The following is a 17,302-nucleotide window of genomic DNA, read 5'->3' as shown; positions in this document are numbered from 1 at the left end:
TTTTTGATGACCCAAAAACGAGGGTCAGAATGGAAAATCTTTGTCTCCCAGAAATTGGAAGAGGTTCACGAGGAATGGACCAAGTTACTGGCGGATGGAGCACTTGCAGGTGTCATACATGTAGGTTTCGGGCGCCCGCCGGCACGCGTTTTCAATGAAGTTGCTAGCAACAACGAAGGGCGGATGCTCGTGACTCAGGGCGCCAGATTTGTGCTGCCGCAGCCTTTTAAATGCTCAGTAGCAAAGGTCGCCGAAGTGGATGACTTGCCTATATTTCTCGCTCTTGAAGGCTGGGGATACAGTATTGAGGATCCAACTGTACCTTCGATTTCTCAAACAGGATTTTCAGGCAAGGGTGACACGGCAAGCGGTGTTAATCAAGTACCCGTTGCGAGTGGATGGGTGTCTGAATTCTTGTCAGTGGCTCCAGAGATTGAAGGAAACTTGAATCAGTTGGGTATCTATGATGAAGAAAGCTACCTTGAGAGAGAGGGAGAGTTGCAGGATTCAATTCGAACCTCGCTAGGGCAGTTTCGCTATGACTCTTTGATTCATGACCCAAACGATCCGTTGGACATTGTGCGCTGTGCGCCGCCGTGGCTCCGGTCTCTTGAAGTCGGAAGATTGTCTCTGACGGTTCGTCTAGGGAACGTTTTTAGCAACAACCGGATAAAGATCGTCTCCGATCTAGACCACTATTCAGAGGCGGAACTTTTTCGCCTGAAAAACTTTGGACGCCATTCAAAAAAGCACTTAGCCGAAGCTCTTCTTGAGGGCCTCCGTCGTGGAGCGGTCGATACACACGCCTCAATGACCTTATTTGACCGGGGATCGGGACATACCCGAGAAAAGGATGTCGTACGTGGCCAGACTGGCGAACCATCCGCGGCTATCTCGCTCGGATTGATTGGAAACCTTCTCAAAACATTAAATGAAATCGAAGAACGGGATCGCAAGGTTCTCCTCGGTCGAATGGGTTTCAATGAACCGCCACGAACACTCGAGGATCTCGGCGGCGATTATGGCATAACACGCGAACGAATTCGTCAAATCGAGAAGCGATCACTTGAGCGTATCATCACAAAAGAGCTCTGGGATGATGTGATGCGACACCGGCTAAGCGCTATTTTGGAGTCTCGGGAAGAACCATTGCCTCTCTTCGGGTTAGAGGTCGTGGACGACTGGTTTAGAGGCACTTCCGGAAAACAAGACGTCCTTGCGTATCTGATAGACACGATTTGCGAAAAGCGTTTCCATGTTTTGAAAATCGGCACTGTTAGTTATGTATCCCGTGTCGATCAGGAAACTTGGAACGAAAAACTAAGGGAAGCACGGCAATTGCTCGAGAGCGCGGTCGACCTGAATTGGTCGGAGAACGAATGCCGCCTGACAGTTGAAAGCTTCTTTCATGATCAAGGGAAAGAACTGGCGCCACTTCTCTGGGCTGAAGCATCACGCCTTTGTCATTTTTCCGGATCTACGGACTCGCGGACCCTTACTGCCTACGGGCGTGGCATAGAGCAACTGGTTCAGGTTGCCCTAGAGGATAGTCCAAACCCGCTCCATACGAGCGAGGTTGCCCAGATGGTTAGTGAGATCTCGGGCAGGCAAATCAGTGAGTCTCAAATTCGCAACGCTCTTGCTAACGTAGGCGTTCTTCTTGGTCGAGGAACCTACGGCCTCCGGAAACATGTTCCTTTATCCGATGCCGAGATTGAGAAGGTGGCGGAAATGGCATTCGATATAGTGGCGGACCAGGTCGATGGCCGTCAATGGCACGCGTCCGAATTGGTGTCGGAGTTGCAAGAATTAGATGGCGCTCTAAGCGGAAGACTGGATAAATACGGGCTTAATTTTGCGCTACAGATGAAATCGCCATTGAAGTACCTTGGTCGACTAGTCTGGGTGCTACCCGAAGCGGATGAACAGCATCGCGTTGACCTTAGAGATGCCGTCATTGGGATCCTAGATGCCGCTGGCGGGCCACTTTCAACGGGCGAAATCAACAAGCGACTTTCTGAATTCAGAGGAGTAAACAGCACCTTTCAGATATGGAACCGTGATCCAGTACTGCGAGTGGGACGAGGTCTTTGGGGGCTAAACGACCGAGATCTTGTAGTGAAGCGAGACCAACAACCAGCGCTCGTGGACGGGGTTTTCAGCGCGCTTTGGAAAAAGGGGGCCGGAATACACCTGGACGAGGTGAAACAGTACATCGATTGCTCGCCTTCGATGGACGCGGAGGCCATCTTCAGCATTGCTGCATTAGATGATCGAATAGCAATCGGCGTTGGCCGCTTCGCCTACTTGAAGGAATGGGGCGGCTCGAGGCGGGTTACACTTAAAGCTGCGCTCGATAGGCTGATGCAACAGGTTCCGGGTCCAATGAAAATTTCGGACATTAAGGACTGGCTAGAATTCATCACTGAACGGCAGATAGACAAGAGTATTGTGTCGCATGCGCTTTCGTCGTCGGGTACGCGGTACCTTGGAGATGGTATCTGGGAGATGAAGGAGCGAGATTTGGCTGATGAAGCTGATGAAGCTGATGAGTAAATAACTATCGGTGAGCTTTGGGGAATGTCGGATTTCCGGCGGAATTGACGCACCTGCGCATGGCTGATTCTTTCCTATGCAGTTGAAGTTATTCATCGTCAACTCCGGCGAGGTTCGAACGTGATTCCTTGACACGTGGATAAGAGGCTAGTTGGAGAAAAGCGGCCTATTGAATGCGCTGCGTATTTCCAATCGGCTTCAACCGCGAGCCATTTGCGTCCGAGATCCTCGGCAACCGCGCCGGTCGTGTTGCTACCTGCAAATGGGTCGAGTACCATATCGCCCTCGTCGGTAAGAAACCGTACAAAAAAATCTACCAGACTCCTTGGCATTCTTGCTGGGTGAACCTGAGTTCCTTGATCGAGACAAAATTTGCGATAGCCATCGCTTGATACTGTGTTGGCAGCCCTGATTAGGTTCGTGGCTCCCTCAAACTCAGAGACAAGTTGCAGCGTTTGTTCGAACTGCTCTTGCGAGATCATTCCGTCAATCGAAGGAATGCCGTCAACATCACCAACATTTGGCGGGATCGCCCCCTTGTTGTCGGTCTTAAAGCTCTCTGCCCCGATATTGTGAGCTGAGGGCCGTGGCCCGGCGTTGTACTTTCCAGACTTGATCAAGCGCTTCATGCTAGGACTGTATTCGCGCAGAACTTTTCGATTGTCGGCTTTCGGCCGCTCGTTCGGCGACATCCACCAAATGCGGGTGAATGCATCTTTGACTCTAGATCGTTCTTTATTGACCCATTCTACAGGTGACGGAAGCCGTGCAGGATTGTACCAAATGAACTCCTGGCAAAGATGTAAATCACCCTTTTCCAGAAATTTCAGAAAAGCCTTCATGACGTGGACTGACATTACGGGACGGCCAGGCATCCACGCGTTGCCGATTTCAATTACAATCGACCCGTCTTCGGTCACCATATCGCGCAAAATCGGCGCAAAATCGGCGAACCATTCAACGTATTCATCCTGCGTTCGATTCCCGTAAGCCTTCTTGGTGTTTAAAGGGAAAGGTGGTGAGGTCATCACAAGTTGAACCTGGCCCGCATATTTTTTTACAGGTTTGGTGCGAAGAACGATCTCGGACTGTCCCTGATACATTTCACCAAGTTTGGTGGAATAGACGGGCAAAGAGGCGTCATGCGCAACTGGTCGGTCAGCCACGATACTCGCTGTGTGTGTTTCAAACCAATCCGACATTCCAAGCTTCCTTTCGAGTATTCCGCCTACCATATTATCGAATTCATGCACCAGCCACCTCAAAACCTAGAGTTCCACGCAACCGCAGCGTCAAGCGTCTGGTCTTCCCACTCAATTGGAAATGGTTCCAGAATCCGCGCCAGTGTCATTTCGGCCCCTTGCCGCCCGTCGAGGATAGTCCGAACTATTTCCGGCGCGAGCAGTGTCATCCGTAGTAATCGGGTCATGTAGGACGGTGCAATCCCCTCGTGCGCAGCCAACTCGGCGATTGTCGCGAACGCGCCTGTTTCCAGCATACGTTTCCACCGGAAGGCGCGGGCCAGCGCCTTGACCAGTGTGCTGTCGGTCCGCCGCTGCTGGGGCGCGCCTTCGGGCAGCTGTATCTCCTTGCGCCCGCCGCGCTTAACCAGTCGGAACGGGATGTGCACTGTCACCGTTTCCGGCGTTGGCTTCGCGCGAGTCATGTTGCTGCTCCGAGATCGGCCATCATTTCGCGCGCGAGCTCGGTCAACCCGTCGATGCGCAGGCGAACATCGAGGCCATCGGTGCCGATGTCGATCCGCTCGACCAGCAGCGACGCGATACGCGCCTGCTCAGCGTAGAAGAGTTCGTCCCACAGTGGATCAAGACGAGTCAACGCGTCACGGGCGTCGGCCTCGGTGATGTTTTCGTCGTGGACTCGCGCCGCCTTCCACGTCCCAGCCACGATCTCCGGCTGGCGGAACACGGCGCGCAGTTGGTCGATGACGGCGGCCTCGATCTCGCCCGCAGGCACGCGGCCGATGGGACTCGCCCCCGCGCCGTGCTTCAGCACCGTCTGGCTAACGTAGTAGCGGTAGAGTTTGCCGCCTTTGCGGGTGTGTGTCGGCGAGAACGCAGCGCCATCGGGACCGAAAAGAAGCCCCTTCAGCAGCGCGGGTGTATCGGCGCGGGTCCGAGCCGCCCGTTTGCGCGGACTCTCTTGCAGGATCAAATGTACCCGGTCCCATGTCTCACCGTCGATGATCGCATCGTGCTCGCCGGGGTAGCTCTCGCCCTTATGGACCGCCTCGCCAATGTAGGCGCGATTGCTCAGCATCCGGTATAGGTACTTCTTGTCGATCCTATTGCCGCGCGGCGTCCGGATGCCGCGAGCGCCGACGTCTCGCGCCAGTTCCGTGCAAGACCCGATCTCGAGGAAACGGGCAAAGATCCAGCGCACATGCGCGGCGGTGTCCTCGTCGACCAGCAGCTTCCGGTCTTCCACCCGGTAGCCGAAGGGCGGCACCCCGCCCATCCACATCCCTCTCTTCCGACTGGCGGCGACCTTGTCGCGGATGCGCTCGGCCGTGACCTCGCGCTCGAACTGGGCGAAGGAGAGCAGGATGTTCAGCGTCAGCCGTCCCATCGACGTGGTCGTGTTGAAGCTCTGCGTCACCGAGACGAAGGTCACGCCATTTCGGTCGAACACCTCGACCAGTTTGGCGAAATCGGCCAGCGAGCGGCTGAGGCGGTCGATCTTGTAGACCACCACCACGTCGACCAGCCCGTCGTCGATGTCGGCCATCAGGCGCTTCAGGCCGGCGCGCTCCAGCGTCCCGCCGGAGATGCCGCCGTCGTCATATTGATCGCGGACCAGCACCCAGCCCTCAGATCGCTGGCTGGCGATATAGGCCTCGCAGGCCTCACGCTGGGCGTGGAGGCTGTTGAATTCCTGATCCAGCCCTTCCTCGGAAGATTTCCGGGTGTAGACCGCGCACCGCAGCTTACGGATGAGGTTCGATTTTTCGGGCGGTTTCGTCATGTCCGCCCCCTGTGGTTCTTGAGACCGAAGAACACCCAACCGTTCCAGCGGGTGCCTGTGATGGCGCGGGCGATGGCGGACAGCGACTTGTAGGGCCGCCCCTGCCACTCAAAGCCGTCGGCGGTGACGGTCACGACGTATTCGACGCCCTGCCACTCACGCAGGAGGCGCGTGCCGGTGATGGGGCGATCGCGGTCGAGGCGCATACCGCGCTTCTTCTTGTCCCCGCCATCGAACTCCTCGCCCAGCCTTTCCAGCCGCCGTATGGTCTCAGGCTTCAGCCCGCCATAGGCGAGTTCCTGGATGCGGTAGGCCAGACGGGATTCAAGGTAGCGCCGGTTGAACGGCGGCGGTTCGCTGTCGAACAGATCGCGCCACAGCTTCTTCAGCTCTGGTGTCGGCGTAGTCTTCAGCGCGGCCAGGCGCGCGGGGATGGGGTCGTGCGTCGTCATGCTTTCTCCATTGGCTTACGGGTTGCATGACGGCATTGGTCGGCCGGATAGTGTAGGTGAATTTCTCCAGTATCGTCAGAAGGTTCGCCGCGTTCTCGCTGCATCAGCTGGACCAGCCCTAGTGCAAGCAGCCCGCACAATTCGGCGCGGCGTTCGGCGGGCGTCATCTGGGCGGGAGGCAGTGGATTGGGGCGTTTCATGCGGGGATCGGCCGTGTTCGGTAGAGTTGCTACCGATCAAAAGCCATCCGGCCGATGGATACGGGACATCACAGCTCCACGAGCTTCCTGGATGCGAACAGGTTAAGAACATCGGGTCTTGCAGGGCGCGGTTTTGTCCACGATTATCGGAAGTTGAATCAATCAAGAGAATGTATTCGTTGAGGTGGTTTCATGGCTCGAAAGGCATCCCCGGTTGGCCCGCACATCCATAGCTTGATCGAGGATGCCCGCATTGACCTCGTCCGGGCTGTCCTCGCGGTGCGAGAGGGCGACAACGAGCCCGATTTCGGCCTGCCCACTGATATTCCAGATCCCTCGGACGAGGAATTGGCTCACGGGTTTCGGCAGAGCCTGTTGCAGATCCTGTCGAAATTCGATGCCGACGAGTTGCGGCCCGCCGAGCAGAGATCACGCCGCGTCCTTGCACTCGCCGAAGGCAAGGGTATCGACTCCCTGACGGCAATCACCGAACAACAACTCGACGATGAGCAATCGCTCGAGTTCGATCGACAACCCGATCCGCTCTGCAAGAGCATCTGGGCATTTCTGAACGCCCGCCAAACATTCGAGGACGCCGAGAGTTTCCACTTCGCCCGCAAATTCAGGGACTATGGCAAGCTCTACGATGCCTTCGAGGTGGAACTCGAAAAAGCGGTCAACCTCAATTCGGGGTCGATCGACGAAGCGGCTCTGGCAGCGAAGATCACGTCGGTTCTGCAACTTAAAACCGCCTGCTCGGTGAAGGCGCTGGATCTGCCCGCCACTGCCGCGCACCCAGCGTCGATCATGCTGATCGTTCGCCATGGCGGGCCGCTGTCGAGCGTCCATGACCATCGTGACGACGGGCGCCGGGGCACGATCTATTATCGCCCGCCGAACGAGGCCACTCTCATCTACACGCCCGCCATCCGACAGATCGAGGTCTGCGCGGACAGCCCGGTCGTGCGGCAGGGCGTTGCAGGGTCATTCGCCGAGGAGGCGCTGGGGCACGACGTTTCCCAGAAACCGCTGACCTGGAAGCGCTACAACCTTTCGCGTTTCCGCAGTTCACTGCGGCTCGATCTGCCGCGTGTTTCTGGCTACGAGATCACGGATGCGCGCGTCCTTGAGGCCGAAATCCGCCTTGGCTCATGGAGCCGGAAGCTTCTTCTGAAGGTGGCGGCCGACGACGACATCGAGGAGGTAGCCGACCGCTATCTGAAGCCGAACAATATCTTCCGGCGCGCCGACGGCTTCAGCCGCGTGGGGATCGCCGTCACCTACAACCGCATCGGTGACGAAAAGGTACGCACGCTCAACATCACCATTTCCGGCTCAAAGAGCTGCAACCTCCAGAGCAACAAGGATCCGTATGAGCGCAACCTGGGGTTTGCGCTTCTCGACGCCTGGGGCATTCTCAGCGCCTTCAAGCAGATCGAGCCCACCGACCTGCGCGGGATATTCCCGCAACTGGTCATGCTTCATGACCGGACCGAGGATGATGTCAGCGGAGAGCATCTGCGCGAACTCGGTCTCGATCCGGACCGCATGATCCAGGGCGGTCTTCTTGACCGGCGGGGTCGGCAGGACATCGTGCTTATCGACGATGACGACATGGGCGGGGAAGCCGATGTCAAGCCGTCCGGCATTGAGGGCATGTCGCGCGTTGTCGGTGCCTTTGGAACAGATGGGGGCCTGAGGCCGACATCGGATCTCGAGATGTACGAGATCAACCGCGAGTGGCTGCACGAAACCGTGGTGGGGCTTCTGAAGCCGATGCTGAACAAACTCGCAGCGCAGGTACTTGATCCGGATCTGTCGATGCTCGGCTCCATGCGGATCGACGGTGCCGATGTTCCGATCTACTTCGCCCGTCGTCTTCACGACCTCAAGACGATTTCGCGCATTGATCAGCTGATGCGCGCACGCAACGCGGCCAGTGTCGGGATCGTGCTGTCGGCCAGCACTGACGGTCCTGGATACCTCGGGCCAAACCTCGTCGTCCCCGTTTCTGGCTGCATGTCCAAGGGCGCCGACGATCTTCTTCTCTCCCGAGATGCGCTTGAGCTTGCCTACCGAACCAATCGTTCGCTGGCGCGGGGAGGTGCGACGCCGCAGGTCCTGCGATCGGGCACGCAATCGGCAACATTGCACATTCCCGGCAAGACATCGCTCGCGCTGACGGGGGCGGATCAGATCACGATCTTCGAACGTCTTGTCGCCGCAGAAAAGACCGGCAGCCCCGATGTCCAGGTCAAGCAGCTGATGGACGGGCTTGGGTCGCGCAGTCCGCAGCAGGCCTTCCGAAAGGAAACCTGGGACAGCATCCGCGACGTTTACATCGGCGCGGGCGCGAAACGGGGATACTGGCGCCTTCTGGTTGAAGCACAGCCAGTCAAAGACGCGGCCGAAGCCTCGGTCGAGGAACCCGTCTAACAACGGTCTAACATGCGACGGGGGACGGTCTAACAAACCGCTGATTATTGGAAGGGCTCCACATAGAGGAGCACTTCCATGCCGACTCCCTTCCCCCCGCGCCAGGCAGCCCAGATGAGCTGGTCCGGCGCCGCGAAGACCAAGCCCACCACCCACGACTCGGAATGGCGCTGCACGCGCTGTGACAAGTTGCTCGGCGTCTGCCGGGACGGCCGCATGCACCTGCGCTTCGCGCGGGGGCACGAGTATCTCGTGGGCTTTCCGGTTCAGGCCACCTGCCGCGGCTGCGGCACGCTGAACAACGCGACCGCGCCCGCGCGCTGACGCGCGCATTCACCCAACCCCCTGAGATCGCAGAGACGCGCGACGTCCTGACCTGGCCACGAGAAGGCGCCGGACGCCTGGCCGCAAGGCAGGCGTCCGATGTCCTTCGCGTGGCACGAGATCCGTGATCACCTCATGCATTCCTCCTCCAACCTTCACTTCCAGCGCAGCTTCGACGCTGTCCGGCGCGGACAGGCTGCCCTCACGCCGTTCCGGGATCCGGCGGCTCTGCTCGACGGGCTGCACCGCACGCCCGGCGATCAGGGTCAGAAGAACGTGATCCTCGCTGCGCTCGTCAGGGCGGCGCAGGGAGACGGGCCCGCGTCCGACTGCGCCCTGACAATGCTGTTGCTGGCGCTCTGGCCCGGTCTCGACGCCATCCGGCGCCGGTCGATCTGGCGCAGGCTCGGCACCGCCGACGAGGTCGTATCCGATATTCTGGCGCGTACCGCCGAGGCTGTCCGCCGCCTCGACCTCGGGCGCGTCAACTGGATCGCGGCAACGGTGCTGCGGAATGTCGAGCGCGACATGATCCGCGTGCGCCAGCGCGACCAGGCACGCGAACATCTCGCCAGCGGGCCCGACCCCGACGAGGTGGCGGACAGCGGTGACAGCGGGATCGGCGCAACCGGGTATGCGCGCCTGAACGGCACCGTGCGGAAGCTGCTCGGCGATGACGCCCTTCTCGTGATCCGCGTGGCGATCGAGGGCTTCTCCCAGGCCGAGGTCGCCGTCGAACTGGGCCTGACCGAGGCCGCCGCCCGAAAGCGGTACCAGCGCGCGATGCGCCGGCTGCACGACGCCCTCGAGGAAATCCCCTGAGCCGATGTCCCGATCCGGTCCCGCCGGTGGCTTTTCCCATTCGAGCGCCACGAGCGCCTTCCCTCCAACCGAAAGCAGACACGCATGAACCGCACTGCCGATCTGTCGCTCGAGGATTTCAGGCGTCTTCCGGGGCTCTATCGCCGCTGGGAGTTGACCGAGGTCTGCGAACCCAACCGCAACTATCAGATCGAGGACGCCGGCGCCCACGCCGACGGGACGCCGCTGCTGGCGATCTACGTCGCCGAGCCCGCGCCCGACGTTCGCGAGGCCGCGTGATGCGCCTCCTCGATCACCTCATCTCACGGAGAAAAGCCATGCCGGACCAGCCGGACGACATCACCCGTCTTCGCAAGGCGAGCTACGCCCTCGAAGACCTCCCTGAAACCATCGCTCTCCCGCAGCGCGCCGATGACGAACCGCGTGAGCCGCTGCCGGTCGTCGAGGCAACCGTCGACGAGATCGCCTTCGCGATCGTGGAAGCGGAACGCGAGAGCACGGTGGCCTACCGCCGCGCAGACGCGCTGAAGCGGCTCTACAAGCTCGCCCGCGAGGCGGGGTGCATCGGCGCCGACCGTGCCGCCACGGCGGTTATGAAGAAGGAGGGCCAGTGATGGCCCTTCCCATCATCAGCGCCGACGAACGGCTTGCGCAGCGCAAGGGGATCAAGGGCGTCATCTTCGGCCGGTCCGGCATCGGCAAGACCAGCCTGCTCTGGACGGTGAACGCCTCGACCACGCTCTTCCTCGATCTCGAGGCCGGGGATCTGGCGGTAGAGGGGCTGGAGATCGACACGCTCCGGCCCCGCACCTGGAAAGAATGCCGCGACTTTGCGGTCTTCATCGGCGGGCCCAACCCGGCGCTGCGCGAGGATCAGCCCTACAGCCAGGCGCATTTCGACGAGGTCTGCGGGCGCTACGGCGATCCGGCGGTGATCGGAAGATACGAGACCGTCTTCATCGACTCGATCACCGTGGCCGGGCGGCTCTGCTTCCAGTGGTGCCGCGGCCAGCCCGAAGCGTTCTCGGAGAAGACCGGCAAGCCCGACATCCGCGGCGCCTACGGCCTGCATGGCCGCGAGATGATCGGCTGGCTGACCCACCTGCAGCACACGCGCGGCAAGCATGTCTGGTTCGTGGGCATCCTCGACGAGCGGCTCGACGACTTCAATCGCAAGGTCTTCCAGCCGCAGATCGACGGCTCGAAGACCGGGCTCGAGCTGCCGGGGATCGTCGATCAGGTCATCACCATGGCCGACATCCCGGACCCGGGCGGCCAGCCGCAGCGCGCCTTCGTCTGCCAGACGCTGAACCCCTGGGGCTATCCGGCCAAGGACCGCTCGGGCCGTCTCGACAGGGTCGAGGCCCCGCATCTCGGCCGGCTGATGGAGAAGATCCAGCGCCCCGCGGCGCCTGCCTCCGAACGCCTGACCTGGCCGCCGGTGACCCCGGCCGATCCCGCGCCCGCGCAGGAGCCCGGACATGACTGAGCGCCTCTCGCCATGCCTGGTGTCCCGATCCGGTCGCCGGGGTGGCTTTTCCCTTCTGACGCCGCTGCGCGTCCCATCCTCAACCTGAAAGGAGCCGCGCAATGTCCGGACCCTGGAACGACTTCAACTCCGCCCAATCCAACACCAACGTCATCCCCAAGGGCACGCTCGCCAAGGTGCGCCTGACGCTCCGCCCCGGCGGCTTCGATGACCCCTCGCAGGGCTGGACCGGCGGCTGGGCGCGCCGCGCCACCACCGGCGCCGTCTATCTCGACGCTGAATATACCGTCGTCGAAGGGCCCTTTGCCCGGCGCAAGATCTGGTCGCTGATCGGCCTCTATAGCCCGAAGGGCCCGGACTGGGCCAACATGGGACGCGGTCTGATCCGCGGCATCCTCAACTCGGCGCGCGGCGTGTCCGACAAGGACAACTCGCCGGAAGCGCAGTTGCGCCGCCGCATCAACGGGTTCGGCGATCTCGATGGGGTCGAGTTCGTCGCCCGCATCGACATCGGCACCGACACCAACGGCGAGGACAAGAACGAGATCCGCGCCGCGGTCACCCCCGATCATCGCGACTACGCCGCGCTGATGGGCACGGTCGCGCCGCAGTTCGCCGCCGCACCGGCGCAGGGCCACGCCCCGCAGCAGCCCACCACGGCGACCCAGCCCAGCCAGCCCGCGTCCGCCCCCGGCGCCGCCGGTCGGCCGAGCTGGGCGCAGTAAGGGGGAGACCGGCCATGCGCTTGCGCCCCCGCCAGAAGGCCTTCGTCGAGCGCAGCGTGGCTGCGCTCGCTTCCCGCGGCAACACGCTGGGCGTGGCGCCCACTGGCGCGGGCAAGACCATCATGCTCTCGGCGGTCACCGGCGAGATGATCGGCGACGGCGCCAAGGCCTGCGTGCTGGCCCATCGCGATGAACTGACCGCGCAGAACCGTGCCAAGTTTCAGCGCGTGGTGCCGGGCGTCGCCACCTCGGTCATCGACGCCACCGAGAAGTCCTGGAACGGCCAGGTCGCCTTCGCCATGGTGCCGACGCTGGCGCGGGCCTCGAACCTCGCGGACATGCCGCGCCTGGACCTGCTGGTCGTTGATGAGGCGCACCACGCCGTCGCCGACAGCTACCGGCGGATCATCGACCGTGTGCGCGAGGCCAATCCCGACGCCCGCATCTTCGGGGTCACGGCGACGCCGAACCGGGGCGACAGGAAGGGCCTGCGCGAGGTCTTCGACAATGTCGCCGATCAGGTGCGGCTGGGCGAGCTGATCGCCTCGGGCCATCTCGTTCCGCCGCGTACCTTCGTCATCGACGTGGGCGTGCAGGACGAGCTCCGTTCGGTCCGCAAGACCATGTCGGATTTCGACATGGCGGAAGTGGCGGGCATCATGGACCGCGCGCCCGTCACCGACGAGGTGATCCGCCACTGGAAGGAAAAGGCGGGGGACCGGCAGACCGTGGTGTTCTGCTCCACTGTCGCCCACGCCGAACACGTCACCGATGCGTTTCGGGCGGCGGGCGTGTCCGCCGCGCTGATCCATGGCGATCTGGCGGCCGAGACCCGCAAGGCGATCCTTGCCGACTACGCGGCGGGCAGCATCCGCGTCGTGGTCAACGTGGCCGTGCTGACCGAGGGCTGGGACCACCCGCCCACATCCTGCGTCGTGCTGCTGCGGCCCAGCTCGTACAAGTCAACCATGATCCAGATGGTCGGGCGCGGCCTGCGCACCGTCGATCCCGAGGAACATCCCGGCATCGTCAAGACCGACTGCATCGTGCTGGATTTCGGCACCTCGAGCCTGATCCACGGCACGCTGGAACAGGACGTCGATCTCGACGGCAAGACCGAAACCGGCGAGGCGCCGACGAAGACGTGTCCTGCTTGCGAGGCGGAAATCCCGCTGGCCGCCACCGAATGCCCGCTCTGCGGCGAGGCATTCCCGCGCGAGGATCTGGATGCGGGCGAAGGCGGGGCCGCCGCGCCGCTGTCGGGCTTCATGATGACCGAGATCGACCTGCTGAAGCGGTCCAGCTTCGCATGGGTCGACCTCTACGGCACGGACGACGCGCTGATGGCCACGGGCTTCGCAGCCTGGGGCGGCATCTTCTGGCTGGATGGGGTCTGGTACGCCATCGGTGGGGCGAAGGGCGAACGCCCGCATCTGCTGGGCGTGGGCGAACGCACGGTCTGCCTCGCACAGGCGGACGACTGGCTGAACACCCATGAGACCGACGAGAGCGCCTTCAAGACCCGCTCCTGGCTGCGCCAGCCGCCGACCGAGAAGCAGCTGCAGTACCTGCCGCCCGAGTGCCGCCATGACTTCGGCCTGACGCGCTACCGCGCCTCCGCGCTGATGACCTTCGGCTTCAACAAGCGCGCCATCCGGCAGCTGATCGACACGGCCGCCCGGCCCGAACGGAGGGCGGCATGACCCATGTCCACATCCACCCCCATCACGGCCGAGGACCGGCGGCGGCTCTGGCATCCGCGTGGAACGCTCTGTGCTGTCTGCCGGCAACCCACCCGTGGTTTTGGCTGGTTCGATCCGCACCGGTCGAAGCGGCCCCGGCCCTCGGTCTGGTTCTGCTCGATGCCCTGCCAGTCCTTCTGGACGCGCTTGGCGCGGGAGCGTTTCGCCATGGTTGACCTGACCGAGGAAGAGCGCGCCGCGATCACCGCCACCATGAAGCGCGTGGCGCTGCTGATGGACGAGATTGGCTGGGCCACACCGCTCGCCGACCTGACCGAGGCGCAGGTGCGCGCGCTGATCGAGGAAGCCGTCGAGGGCTTCCGCGAGGCCATGTCCGACATCGCCCGGGCGCAGACGCCGGAGGTGCCGTTCTGATGCTGGACTACAATCACCGCCCCAGTTTCGCGGAGCATGTCAACGCCGCCGTCGATCGGGCGCTCATCGCCGATCAGGCCACGCGGCCGCCCCGCGACTATCTGGGCGGCTCGCGTCTCGGCCATGCCTGCGAGCGCGCCTTGCAGTTCGAGTTCACGGCGACGCCGAAGGACGAGGGCCAGGACTTCAGCGGCCAGTCGCTTCGCATCTTCGCCATCGGCCATGCGCTCGAGGATCTGGCGGTCGCCTGGCTGCGCGGCGCGGGGTTCGATCTCTACACCCGGAAGGGCAACCGGCCCGACGGCGGCCAGTTCGGCTTCTCGGTCGCCAGCGGGCGCATCCGCGGTCATGTCGACGGCATCATCGCAGCGGGGCCCGAAGGCTTCGAGCTGGCCGTTCCCGCTCTCTGGGAATGCAAGACGATGAACGCGAAGAACTGGCGCGCCTGCGTCAAGGACGGCGTGACGAAGTCGAAGCCGGTCTATGCCGCGCAGATCGCGGTCTATCAGGCCTACATGGAAACCAGCGTGCCCGGAATCTCGGCCGCGCCCGCGCTCTTCACTGCTATCAACAAGGACACGGCCGAGATGCACCATGAACTGGTGCCTTTCGACGCCGATCTCGCGCAGCGCATGTCCGACCGGGGCGTGCGGATCCTGCAGGCGACCGATGCGGGCGAGCTTCTGCCGCGCGTCGCCACCACGTCCGACTTCTTCGAATGCCGCTTCTGCCCGTGGTCCGAGCGCTGCTGGGGGCTTCCCTCATGAGCGACGACGGCATCCTACACTTCAACCCGTGGATGGACTTCAACGACGGGCCGCCGTCCGAGAACCCCTTCGGCTGCGATCCCGACCCCGAGCAGATCGCCGTCTTTCTCGACACCGTGTTCAGCTGGTGCGAAGGGCTGATCCCGCTCCGCGGCTTCGTCGACAAGGGTCAGGGCCGGGACGGCAAGCCGCACAACATCTGGATCCCGGCCGACGCCACCGCACCCGGCAAGCTCGCGACCTTCGCCGCATGGGCGAACCGCGAGGGCGCGGCGGTCTATGTCATCCCCGGCACGGTCGAGGAACAGGGCGAGGCACGCGCCGCCGATGTGCTGCAGATGCAGGCCGTCGTGGTCGATCTCGACGCGGGCGATATCCCGGCCAAGCTGGACCATGTCACCCGCCACCTCGGCGCGCCGACGCTGATCATCGAAAGCGGCGGGCGCACGCCCGAGGGCGCCGCGAAGCTCCATGTCTGGTGGCAACTGACCGAACCCGCCGAGGGCGAGGATCTGGTCACACTCTGCCGCCTGCGGGGCGAGATCGCGGTCAAGGTCGGCGGCGACACGCATTTCCGCTCAGCGCACCAGCCGATCCGGGTGCCGGGCACGGTCTATCACAAGCACGGCCATCAGCGCCTCGTGCAGATCCGCGAGCATCGCGCCGTCGAGGTCGACCTTGCGGATTTCGCCGAGAAGGTCGCCGAGATGCCGCCGCTGCCCGGCGTGGGCTTCGCCAGCGACGCCACCGCGCCGACCGAGAAGCCCGGCATCGACGCTGTGCTCACCACGCCGGTGCGCGAGGGCGCGGTCGATGACTGGTCCCGTTTCCAGGGGGCCAGCGCCGCCATCGGCCATTACGTACGCCTCGTCCACGAGGGCCGCCTCGACCCCTTCGCGGGCTGGGAGGCGATCTGCGGTTACAACGCCGCCATGCTGCGCCCGTCCTGGCCGCTCGATCGGCTGATGGCCGAGTCCGAACGGCTCTGGGCGCTGCATGTGAAGCGCAACGGTCCGCCGCTCCTGCGCGCAGCCCACGCGGGTGTCCCGATCAGGCCGCTGCCGACCTTCAGCCTCGGCGCGCTGCTCGACGACACGAGCCCCATGCCCGAGGACATCATCGGCCCCCGCGTGTTGACCCCGGGCGGTCTCCTGGTGCTGGGCGGCGCGCCAAAGGTCGGCAAGAGCGACTTCCTGATCTCCTGGCTCGTGCACATGGCGGCGGGCGTGCCGTTCCTCGGCTTCACGCCGCCCCGGCCGCTGCGCGTGTTCTATCTGCAGGCCGAGATCCAGTATCACTACCTGCGCGAGCGCATGCAGCAGATCGCGCTGCCCGCCGCCGTGATCGCCGCCGCGCGCGACACCTTCATCGCCACGCCGAAGCTGAAGTTGCTGCTCGACGCGGAGGGCGTCGCCCGCGTGGCCGAGGCGATCCGGGCCGCATTTCCCGACGCGCCACCCGACATCATCGTCATCGACCCGATCCGCAATCTCTTCGACGGCGGTCCCGAGGGCGGTGGCGAGAATGACAACACCGCCATGATGTTCTTCCTGAAGGACCGGGTGGAGCTTCTCCGCGAAGCGGTCAATCCGGACGCGGGCGTCATCCTCGCCCACCACACCCGCAAGGCCAGCAAGCACCAGGTCAAGGACGATCCCTTCCTCGCGCTCTCGGGCGCCAGCGCGCTGCGCGGCTTCTACACCTCGGGGCTGCTCATGCACCGGCCCGACGAGGACAGCACCGTCCGCAGGCTGGAGATCGAGCTGCGCAACGGCCCCGCGCTGCCGGGCAAGCTCATCGACAAGGTGAAAGGCGAATGGGTCGAGCTGAACCCGCTGAACGAGCGCCTTGTGCGCAAGGAGGTCGGGGCCAAACTCGATGCCGAACGGCTGCGCAAGCACGATGTCATCCTCGGCATGCTGCTGGATGAGGCGGCGGGCGAGCGCCTCTACACCGCCATGCAGTTCGCCGAGACCTTCGAGAACCGGGGCGGGCTGGGCAGCAAGCACACCATCCGCGAGCGCCTCAGCGTGCTGGCCACCAAGGGCTTCGTGAAGTTCCTGCGCGACCCCTCGGGGTTCGGCTTCCCCGTCACCCGGTCGCGGTTCGGCTACCTCTGCGTCGAGGGCATGCAGTTCGGCGCGCCCGTCGAGGAGATCGATCCGGCCACCGGCGAGGTCACCACGACCGCCCGTCCGGTCCTGCCCAGCCACTTCAAATGCCCCCAATCCGGGCTCTGCCTGCAGGTCGAAAACCCCGCCGTCTGGGTCTACCCGGAGGGGCTCGAGGACGACCTAACTCATATGAGTGAGGCCTGACTCATATGACAGCGCAAACTGTGCACTTAACGAAATCAACGGGTTACGGGCAAATAAGAGTCAGGTCCCGAACTCATGCCCGAAGACTTCATGAAGTCTTATTCCGTAATG

The 17,302-nt window shown here is 62.9% G+C and carries 16 protein-coding genes; 12 read left to right on the top strand and 4 right to left on the bottom strand.

Features of this window, described 5'->3' with window-relative positions; all coding sequences use genetic code 11:
- The first annotated feature begins 6 nt into the window (after positions 1-6).
- Positions 7-2,556 (top strand): sigma factor-like helix-turn-helix DNA-binding protein, encoded by a 2,550-nt coding sequence (locus tag VDQ18_RS01730; RefSeq protein ID WP_323019292.1) that lies wholly within the window; start codon positions 7-9, stop codon positions 2,554-2,556.
- Positions 2,557-2,654: 98 nt separating this feature from the next.
- Here VDQ18_RS01730 and VDQ18_RS01725 read toward each other — a convergent pair whose 3' ends face one another.
- Genes VDQ18_RS01725 through VDQ18_RS01710 form a run of 4 tightly spaced genes read right to left on the bottom strand, consistent with a single transcriptional unit; the run spans position 2,655 to position 5,993 of the window.
- Entirely contained in the window at positions 2,655-3,809 is a 1,155-nt protein-coding gene (locus VDQ18_RS01725; protein ID WP_323019291.1) for a site-specific DNA-methyltransferase, read from the bottom strand.
- A gap of 8 nt (positions 3,810-3,817) precedes the next feature.
- Positions 3,818-4,222, bottom strand: coding sequence for a hypothetical protein (locus VDQ18_RS01720; protein ID WP_323019290.1), 405 nt, complete (start codon positions 4,220-4,222; stop codon positions 3,818-3,820).
- Positions 4,219-5,541 (bottom strand): recombinase family protein, encoded by a 1,323-nt coding sequence (locus VDQ18_RS01715; protein ID WP_323019289.1) that lies wholly within the window; start codon positions 5,539-5,541, stop codon positions 4,219-4,221. Before VDQ18_RS01715 ends, VDQ18_RS01720 begins: the two co-directional genes overlap by 4 nt.
- The gene (locus VDQ18_RS01710; protein WP_323019288.1) at positions 5,538-5,993 is read right to left on the bottom strand and encodes a DUF2924 domain-containing protein; all 456 of its coding nucleotides are present in this window, start codon (positions 5,991-5,993) and stop codon (positions 5,538-5,540) included. Before VDQ18_RS01710 ends, VDQ18_RS01715 begins: the two co-directional genes overlap by 4 nt.
- Before the next feature lie 392 nt (positions 5,994-6,385).
- Here VDQ18_RS01710 and VDQ18_RS01705 point away from each other — a divergent pair, with 392 nt between their 5' ends.
- The 11 genes from VDQ18_RS01705 (at position 6,386) to VDQ18_RS01655 (ending at position 17,191) form a co-directional block, all read left to right on the top strand.
- Entirely contained in the window at positions 6,386-8,629 is a 2,244-nt protein-coding gene (locus VDQ18_RS01705; protein ID WP_323019287.1) for a hypothetical protein, read from the top strand.
- A gap of 78 nt (positions 8,630-8,707) precedes the next feature.
- On the top strand, positions 8,708-8,953 hold the full coding sequence (locus VDQ18_RS01700) for a hypothetical protein (RefSeq protein WP_323019286.1): 246 nt from the start codon (positions 8,708-8,710) through the stop codon (positions 8,951-8,953).
- Between the two features lie 99 nt (positions 8,954-9,052).
- Complete coding sequence (locus VDQ18_RS01695) at positions 9,053-9,775, top strand: sigma-70 family RNA polymerase sigma factor (RefSeq protein ID WP_323019285.1); 723 nt, start codon at positions 9,053-9,055, stop codon at positions 9,773-9,775.
- Between the two features lie 84 nt (positions 9,776-9,859).
- Positions 9,860-10,054 carry a hypothetical protein gene (locus tag VDQ18_RS01690; RefSeq protein ID WP_018303655.1) on the top strand — a complete coding sequence of 65 codons (195 nt, stop codon included), beginning with the start codon at positions 9,860-9,862 and terminating at the stop codon, positions 10,052-10,054.
- Between the two features lie 38 nt (positions 10,055-10,092).
- Positions 10,093-10,389 (top strand): hypothetical protein, encoded by a 297-nt coding sequence (locus tag VDQ18_RS01685; RefSeq protein ID WP_323019284.1) that lies wholly within the window; start codon positions 10,093-10,095, stop codon positions 10,387-10,389.
- Complete coding sequence (locus VDQ18_RS01680) at positions 10,389-11,264, top strand: ATP-binding protein (RefSeq protein ID WP_323019283.1); 876 nt, start codon at positions 10,389-10,391, stop codon at positions 11,262-11,264. Before VDQ18_RS01685 ends, VDQ18_RS01680 begins: the two co-directional genes overlap by 1 nt.
- Before the next feature lie 101 nt (positions 11,265-11,365).
- Positions 11,366-11,989, top strand: a complete 624-nt coding sequence (locus tag VDQ18_RS01675; RefSeq protein WP_323019282.1) for a hypothetical protein — start codon at positions 11,366-11,368, stop codon at positions 11,987-11,989.
- 14 nt (positions 11,990-12,003) lie between these two features.
- Positions 12,004-13,692 (top strand): DEAD/DEAH box helicase, encoded by a 1,689-nt coding sequence (locus VDQ18_RS01670; RefSeq protein ID WP_323019281.1) that lies wholly within the window; start codon positions 12,004-12,006, stop codon positions 13,690-13,692.
- A gap of 3 nt (positions 13,693-13,695) precedes the next feature.
- Positions 13,696-14,106, top strand: coding sequence for a DUF6511 domain-containing protein (locus VDQ18_RS01665; RefSeq protein ID WP_323019280.1), 411 nt, complete (start codon positions 13,696-13,698; stop codon positions 14,104-14,106).
- A complete protein-coding gene (locus VDQ18_RS01660) occupies positions 14,106-14,873 on the top strand; it encodes a hypothetical protein (RefSeq protein ID WP_323019279.1) in 768 nt (255 codons plus the stop codon). Before VDQ18_RS01665 ends, VDQ18_RS01660 begins: the two co-directional genes overlap by 1 nt.
- Entirely contained in the window at positions 14,870-17,191 is a 2,322-nt protein-coding gene (locus VDQ18_RS01655; RefSeq protein WP_323019278.1) for an AAA family ATPase, read from the top strand. The genes VDQ18_RS01660 and VDQ18_RS01655 overlap by 4 nt, the downstream gene beginning before the upstream one ends.
- Positions 17,192-17,302 lie beyond the last annotated feature (111 nt).

This window comes from Pararhodobacter sp. (genome assembly GCF_034676075.1).
GTDB lineage: Bacteria > Pseudomonadota > Alphaproteobacteria > Rhodobacterales > Rhodobacteraceae > Pararhodobacter.
Note: the sequence above shows the minus strand (reverse complement) of the source record. Positions and strands in the feature narration are given on the sequence as shown.

Excerpts from the sequence above, each read along its gene's own strand:
- VDQ18_RS01690 (WP_018303655.1), top strand. The coding sequence starts at position 9,860 with ATGAACCGCACTGCCGATCTGTCGCTCGAGGATTTCAGGCGTCTTCCG.
- VDQ18_RS01660 (WP_323019279.1), top strand. The coding sequence starts at position 14,106 with ATGCTGGACTACAATCACCGCCCCAGTTTCGCGGAGCATGTCAACGCC.
- VDQ18_RS01710 (WP_323019288.1), bottom strand. The coding sequence starts at position 5,993 with ATGACGACGCACGACCCCATCCCCGCGCGCCTGGCCGCGCTGAAGACT.
- VDQ18_RS01715 (WP_323019289.1), bottom strand. The coding sequence starts at position 5,541 with ATGACGAAACCGCCCGAAAAATCGAACCTCATCCGTAAGCTGCGGTGC.
- VDQ18_RS01730 (WP_323019292.1), top strand. The coding sequence starts at position 7 with ATGACCCAAAAACGAGGGTCAGAATGGAAAATCTTTGTCTCCCAGAAA.
- VDQ18_RS01705 (WP_323019287.1), top strand. The coding sequence starts at position 6,386 with ATGGCTCGAAAGGCATCCCCGGTTGGCCCGCACATCCATAGCTTGATC.
- VDQ18_RS01675 (WP_323019282.1), top strand. The coding sequence starts at position 11,366 with ATGTCCGGACCCTGGAACGACTTCAACTCCGCCCAATCCAACACCAAC.
- VDQ18_RS01695 (WP_323019285.1), top strand. The coding sequence starts at position 9,053 with ATGTCCTTCGCGTGGCACGAGATCCGTGATCACCTCATGCATTCCTCC.
- VDQ18_RS01685 (WP_323019284.1), top strand. The coding sequence starts at position 10,093 with ATGCCGGACCAGCCGGACGACATCACCCGTCTTCGCAAGGCGAGCTAC.
- VDQ18_RS01665 (WP_323019280.1), top strand. The coding sequence starts at position 13,696 with ATGTCCACATCCACCCCCATCACGGCCGAGGACCGGCGGCGGCTCTGG.
- VDQ18_RS01655 (WP_323019278.1), top strand. The coding sequence starts at position 14,870 with ATGAGCGACGACGGCATCCTACACTTCAACCCGTGGATGGACTTCAAC.
- VDQ18_RS01720 (WP_323019290.1), bottom strand. The coding sequence starts at position 4,222 with ATGACTCGCGCGAAGCCAACGCCGGAAACGGTGACAGTGCACATCCCG.
- VDQ18_RS01670 (WP_323019281.1), top strand. The coding sequence starts at position 12,004 with ATGCGCTTGCGCCCCCGCCAGAAGGCCTTCGTCGAGCGCAGCGTGGCT.
- VDQ18_RS01700 (WP_323019286.1), top strand. The coding sequence starts at position 8,708 with ATGCCGACTCCCTTCCCCCCGCGCCAGGCAGCCCAGATGAGCTGGTCC.
- VDQ18_RS01680 (WP_323019283.1), top strand. The coding sequence starts at position 10,389 with ATGGCCCTTCCCATCATCAGCGCCGACGAACGGCTTGCGCAGCGCAAG.